Consider the following 6,715-nt stretch of genomic DNA (forward strand, 5'->3'; position numbering starts at 1 on the left):
CTCGTATCCAAAAGAAACTGGCTCGAATGAAGCCACAACAACTAATCACAATACAATTTTAATGCGTCAACCCTGTTAATACTCTGCCTCACATTTCCCTGAAACGGGCATCCACATCCGTTTTTTTACTATTTTTGCATCGGGATGCTGCATAAAACAAAGGGAATTGTATTACACACCCTTCCGTACAACGACAAGTACATTATAATAAATATGTATACGGAAGAATTCGGGCGTGTTTCTTACATGGTGACGAACTCGCGCCGTAAGAAGGCAAAGATTCCACATGCTTTCCTGATGCCTCTTTCCGTCCTCGATATGGAAGTGGAACATCTGAACAACAGAGAAATTCAGCGCATCCGTGAAGCTCGCCCGGCCTTTCTGGCGATGCAGCTTCATCAGCATCCTGTAAAGAACGCCGAAGCCTTGTTTCTGTCCGAAGTCCTCTACCGGGTCATTCAGGAAAAGGAAGCGAACAAGGCCCTGTTCAATTATCTGTACCACGCCATTCGTTGGCTCGAAATCGCCGACGAAGGCATCGCCAACTTCCATCTCGCATTTCTATTCCGGTTATCGAGCTATCTCGGCATCCATCCCAATAAAGAGTTGTATGCGGCAGGGCAATATTTCGATCTGTTGAATGGTACGTTTTCGAGCACCCTTCCCGAACACAATCACTATTTAGACAAGGACGAGAGCCTCGTCTTTGCCCGTTTGTTAAAAATGAATTTCCAAAATATGTCGGTATTCAGTTTTTCCCGAACAGAGCGCACCCGTATCATCCGACATATTCTTGATTACTACCGTCTTCATTTGTCCGATTTCCCGGAGATAAAATCGCTCGAGGTAATGCAAACCCTTTTTAACCAATAAAAAACATTAAACCCTTTCAAGATATTCAAGCGAGCATTTGCATTTTTATCCGAAAGCAAGTATCTTTGTAACGACTTATAAAATTCACTTGTATGAAAGCGATTTTATCAACATTAATTTTTACATTTTTAAGCATTACACTTATGAGTTTTGAAACACCAAAGCTTCCCTATGCACAGAATGCATTGGAACCTGTAATCAGCCAGCAGACGATCGAATATCATTACGGTAAACATTTACAAAACTATGTAAATACATTGAACAAACTTGTAGTAGGTACGGAATATGAAGGAAAAAGCATTGTGGAGATTGTTAAAACAGCTCCCGACGGTGCCATTTTCAACAATGCCGGTCAAGCGCTGAATCATGAGATTTACTTCCTGCAGTTCAAGCCTCAGACAGAGCATAACGCTCCCAAAGGCAAACTTGCTGAAGCCATCAATCGTGATTTCGGTAGCTTTGAGGCCTTCCAAAAGAAGTTTACGGAAGCATCCTTAACCTTGTTCGGATCGGGATGGGCTTTCTTATCCATCGACAAAGAAGGTAAATTAGTGATCACACAGGAAGCCAACGGCGCCAATCCGGTACGGAGAGGATACACGCCGATCTTCGGTATCGACGTGTGGGAGCACGCTTACTACTTGGATTACCAGAACAGACGTGCCGACCATATCGAAGCGGTATGGAGCATCATCGACTGGGAAGTGGTAGAGAGCAGAATGAAATAAAAACAGGTCGCATCGGAAGAGAGACCGCCGGCCGAGCGTTTGAACCGTCGGCCGGTCTTTTAAACATGGTTCTGTAGTTCAATGGATAGAACGGAAGTTTCCTAAACTTTAAATCCGGGTTCGATTCCCGGCGGGACTACTCTCAGAGGTTGCAGAGCAACAAAAGCAAGTAAAAAACCTCAACCCAAATCATAAAACGTCTTGACTTGAAAGAGTTAAGACGTTTTTTTATTCTGTATTCAAACGGTTTTCCCGATGTATATGCCAGCTGACATATCGTTCGCAAAAAGCTGAACTATGCCTACAATACTTCCCTTTCCACCTCTACGATGGCATGGACGAAACAAAAGAGACAGAGCCTTCTTGACGGTTCATTTGTGCGTGCGTCATGCAGGTGGTATAGGCAACGTATGCGAAATAACTTTTTAACAGAGAATCCCCCGCAATCATTAGGTATATTCATAAAAAAAACAATACCTTTACGCCCGCAAAACGAATGTGAAAAACAAGTGGTTATAACAACCAATAAAAACAGACGAAGTAGAAACAAATATACGAATCATTAACCAACATATTTCTATGAAACAAGACAATGTAATTTTTGAAATTATCGAACGTGAACATCAACGTCAGTTGAAAGGTATCGAGCTGATTGCTTCGGAGAACTTCGTGAGTGAACAGGTAATGCAGGCCATGGGCAGTTACCTCACCAATAAGTATGCCGAGGGGTATCCCGGAAAACGTTATTACGGAGGCTGTGAAGTGGTAGACGAAAGTGAAAATCTGGCCATCGAACGGCTGAAAAAGCTCTTCGGCGCCGAGTGGGCCAATGTCCAGCCCCATTCGGGTGCACAAGCGAACGCGGCTGTCTTTCTGGCAGTCTTGAATCCGGGCGATACGTTCTTAGGCTTAAACCTCTCGCACGGAGGGCACCTCTCGCACGGTTCGCCGGTAAACAGTTCGGGTATCTTGTATCGCGCCGTCGAATATAACGTAAAAGAAGACACGGGACGCGTCGATTACGAACAGATGGAAGAAGTTGCATTGCGCGAGAAACCGAAATTGATTGTCGGAGGAGCTTCCGCTTATTCTCGTGACTGGGATTATGCAAAGATGCGCGCGATTGCCGACAAAGTCGGTGCCTTGCTGATGATCGATATGGCACATCCCGCCGGCCTCATTGCTGCCGGTTTGCTGAATAACCCGCTGCCACACGCCCATATCGTCACTTCAACGACGCATAAGACCCTGCGCGGACCGCGCGGTGGGGTGATTCTGCTGGGCAAAGATTTTGAAAATCCGTGGGGCAAGAAAACCCCGAAAGGCGAAATCAAAACCATGTCTCAGCTGCTCGACTCGGCCGTATTCCCCGGTATTCAGGGCGGTCCGCTTGAACATGTGATTGCCGCCAAAGCCGTGTCATTCGCCGAAGCGCTCGAACCCGAATACAAAACGTATCAAACACAGGTAAAGAAAAACGCAGCCGTGATGGCACAAGCCTTTATCGATAAGGGATATAAAATCATTTCGGGCGGAACGGAGAACCACAGCATGCTGATCGACCTGCGCACCAAATTCCCCGAGTTGACGGGTAAAGTGGCAGAAAAAGCGTTAGTAGCCGCCGATATTACGGTGAACAAGAATATGGTACCGTTCGACAGTCGTTCGCCGTTCCAGACGTCGGGCATCCGTATCGGTACACCGGCCATCACCACCCGCGGAGTAAAAGAGCCGCTGATGGGCGAGATTGTCGAGATGATCGACACCGTACTCTCGAATCCCGAATCGGAGACAACGATTGCTTCCGTGCGCAGCAAAGTGAATCAGACGATGAAAGATTATCCGTTGTTTGCATGGTAATCCTCCGGAACACAAATTCAATTATTATATATCGTATGAAGAAATTAATTTTATCCGCAGTGATCGGCGTATGCTGCCTGACGGCGTGCGACAACAAGCAACCGGTCACGAATCAGCAAAGTTACAATCAGGGAATCAACATCATTCCTCAACCGCAGAGTCTGGAGCAGGGCGAAGGTTCTTTCCAGCTGAAAAAGAACACCGTTTTTTATGCACAGGACGCCGGTGCCCGGACGATTGCCGAGTTTATCGCCGGCAAGCTCAACCTCTCGACAGGTTTTACGCTGCAGGTGACCGACAAGGAAACGGCATCGAACGCGATCGCGTTACTGATCGACGAATCGGTAGAGCATGAAGAAGGGTACACTTTGGAGGTGACGAAAGACAAGGTCACGGCCAAGGCTCGCACCGCGCAAGGGTTGTTCTACGCCATGCAGAGCTTCCTGCAACTGCTCCCCGCCGAGGTAGAAAGCAGTACGACCGTCGATGGGATGGCGTGGGTGGCTCCGTGCGTCAACATTCAGGACGCTCCCCGATTCGGCTACCGCGGAGTCATGCTCGATCCGTGCCGCCACTTTATCCCGGTCGAGAATGTGAAGAAGCACATCGATGTTTTGTCCCTCTTCAAGATCAACCGTTTGCACTGGCATCTGACCGAAGATCAGGGCTGGCGTATCGAGATCAAGAAATATCCGAAGCTGACGGAAATCGGGTCGAAGCGCATCGACGGCGAAGGCACAGAATACGGCGGTTTCTACACACAGGAAGAGATCAAGGAAATCGTAGCTTACGCGGCCGAACGTTTTATCACGGTCGTTCCCGAACTGGAAATTCCGGGGCATGAACTGGCAGCCATCGCCGCCTATCCGGAGCTTTCGTGCAAGGGCGATTCCATCACGCCGCGCGTCATCTGGGGCGTCGAAGACATTGTCATGTGTCCCGGAAAAGAAGAGACCTTCCAATTCCTTGAAGACGTAATCGCCGAGATGATCCCGCTGTTTCCCGGCACCTATTTCCACATCGGCGGAGACGAGTGCCCCAAGAGCAGCTGGAAGCAATGTCCGCTTTGCCAGAAGCGTATCCGCGAAGAAAGCCTGAAGAACGAAGAAGAGCTGCAAAGCTACGTGATCCGTCGCATCGAGAAAGTACTGAACGGACACGGCAAGCGTCTGATCGGCTGGGATGAGATTCTGGAAGGCGGTCTGGCACCATCGGCCACGGTAATGTCGTGGCGTGGCGAAGCCGGCGGTATTGCCGCGGCTAATATGGACCACGACGTGATCATGACGCCCGGATCGGGAGGGATGTATATCGACCACTATCAGGGCGATCCGAAAATCGAACCGGTAGCGATCGGAGGCAACGCGAAATTAGAAAAGACATACAGTTACAACCCGACCCCCGACACGTTGATCAAGCTCGGCAAAGATCATTTTGTCAAAGGCGTTCAATGCAACTTATGGTCGGAATACCTCTACACGACCGACATTCTGGAATATCGTGCTTATCCGCGTGTGCTGGCGTTGAGCGAGATTGCATGGACACAGGTCGAGAAGAAAGACTACAACGACTTCTTGCGCCGATTGGACAACGCGTACGTGCGTCTCGACGGTCATAAGGTGAACTATTACATCCCTCAGCCCGAACAGCCGAACGGATCGTGCAATTTCGTAGCGTTCATCGATAAGGCATCGCTCGAGTTTACGACGAACCGCCCCATCAAGGTTGTTTACACGACAGACGGCAACGATCCCACGCCCGAATCGGCCGTATACGAATCGCCACTCGAATTTACGGAATCGGCCACGCTGAAAATCCGTTCCGTACTGCCTTCGGGAAAAATGAGCCCCGTACGCACCATCACCGTAGAGAAGCAGGCGCCGGCACCGGCCAAAGAAGTGGCTGCGGCCAAACCGGGTTTGAAGATGCAGGTAACGGACGGCATGTTCCTCGAACCGTCGAAGTTGGCGGATGTGACCGACTGGAAAGCATCGACGATCAAGAGCCTCGGCGAAATCACGAAAGTGGTTAAGAGCAGCGAATCGATGCGCGGAGTGAAGCAATACGCGGCCATTGCCGAAGGCTATGTAGACATTCCCGAAGACGGCGTCTACTACTTCTCGTCCGACCTCGAAGAGGTATGGGTCGACGGTCAGATGCTGATCAGTAACACCGGCGAGACGAAACGCTTCTCGCGTCGCGACCGCTCGGCAGCGTTGGCCAAAGGACTGCACGAGTTCAAGGTAGTTTTCCTCGGACACATCATCGGCGGATGGCCTTCGAACTGGGGCGACGGCAGCGTGAAAATCCGCAAAGCCGATGCCGAGAAATTCGAAGCGATCGCAGAGAATCAGCTGTTCCACGAATAAATAAGCGGCGAGTTACTTTGCCGACATCGTATCGCACGTTTCGGCAGAGCCACAGCGTTCAGTAGGGGCGAACCTTGTGTTCGCCCTTTTTTGTTGTATTGTCCGAACGCAAATTACGCGAATGGCGCAAATCAACGCAAATATATTATATTGTATGTTGGATTGTGCATATCGCCCCATGTTTGCCCCGTAGAGACGCAATTTTATTCTAACAATTTGCTCACGCTCGGCATAGCTCGAATAAATTCGGCTCTGCTCTCGCTTACTCGCAAAAGTTATTGCGTCTCTACAACATGTACCCGGCATAACTACTGCTACTACTTTGCTCCATTTTTCACTCTTCACTTTTCGTTTTTCACTTTACGATCATTTGCGTTCGGATATCGTAATTCGTAATTGTTCATTAGCGGTCAGCCGTCAGTAATCAGCATTCACCTCAACAACTCATAAAAATCAAAATTGAGTAATTTACTCATGCAAAATTGAGTAATTTACTCATTGCATAACTCGAAAAGACGTCGTATCTTTGCACCGTTAAGAACAATTAAAAGACAAATAAGAAATGTCAACGCCCGGAGAGCATCATCGATGGGCAGCGAACAGAACGAAACAAGACGTAACAAGAACACCAACGGGCATGAAACGCGAAGGTACACAAACACGACCGATAACGCTACCGACAGACGCCGCGACAAGCGCGGCCACCTGCCGCCCGAACCCGCAAACGTCCCTTTACCCCCCCCCCCGTTAACATTTGTTAATATTCGCATAGCAACCTCTTACGTCTCCGTATGTCTCATGCGGAGCGATCGGCGTTGCGTATGGTTTCATCATAAAAAATTCAACGTTATGAAAAGAACAGTTTCTTTCGCGGCCGACGGGCTC

At 49.0% G+C, this 6,715-nt stretch carries 4 protein-coding genes and 1 tRNA gene; all 5 read left to right on the forward strand.

Annotated features, from left to right (window positions below; translation table 11 throughout):
- Positions 1-144 precede the first annotated feature (144 nt).
- The 5 genes from recO to EII41_RS13035 all read left to right on the forward strand — a co-directional run bounded on the left by recO (position 145) and on the right by EII41_RS13035 (position 5,830).
- Positions 145-873, forward strand: a complete 729-nt coding sequence (gene recO / locus EII41_RS13015; RefSeq protein ID WP_124790933.1) for a DNA repair protein RecO — start codon at positions 145-147, stop codon at positions 871-873.
- 143 nt (positions 874-1,016) lie between these two features.
- Positions 1,017-1,601 carry a superoxide dismutase gene (locus tag EII41_RS13020; RefSeq protein WP_185711449.1) on the forward strand — a complete coding sequence of 195 codons (585 nt, stop codon included), beginning with the start codon at positions 1,017-1,019 and terminating at the stop codon, positions 1,599-1,601.
- 67 nt (positions 1,602-1,668) lie between these two features.
- Positions 1,669-1,740: transfer RNA gene (locus tag EII41_RS13025), tRNA-Arg, on the forward strand.
- A 440-nt stretch (positions 1,741-2,180) separates the two neighbouring features.
- Complete coding sequence (glyA, locus tag EII41_RS13030; RefSeq protein ID WP_124790934.1) at positions 2,181-3,461, forward strand: serine hydroxymethyltransferase; 1,281 nt, start codon at positions 2,181-2,183, stop codon at positions 3,459-3,461.
- 35 nt (positions 3,462-3,496) lie between these two features.
- Positions 3,497-5,830: a family 20 glycosylhydrolase gene (locus EII41_RS13035; protein ID WP_124790935.1), complete on the forward strand. Its 2,334-nt coding sequence runs from the start codon at positions 3,497-3,499 to the stop codon at positions 5,828-5,830.
- Positions 5,831-6,715 lie beyond the last annotated feature (885 nt).

This window comes from Tannerella forsythia (assembly GCF_003860135.1).
Taxonomy (GTDB): Bacteria; Bacteroidota; Bacteroidia; order Bacteroidales; family Tannerellaceae; genus Tannerella; species Tannerella forsythia_A.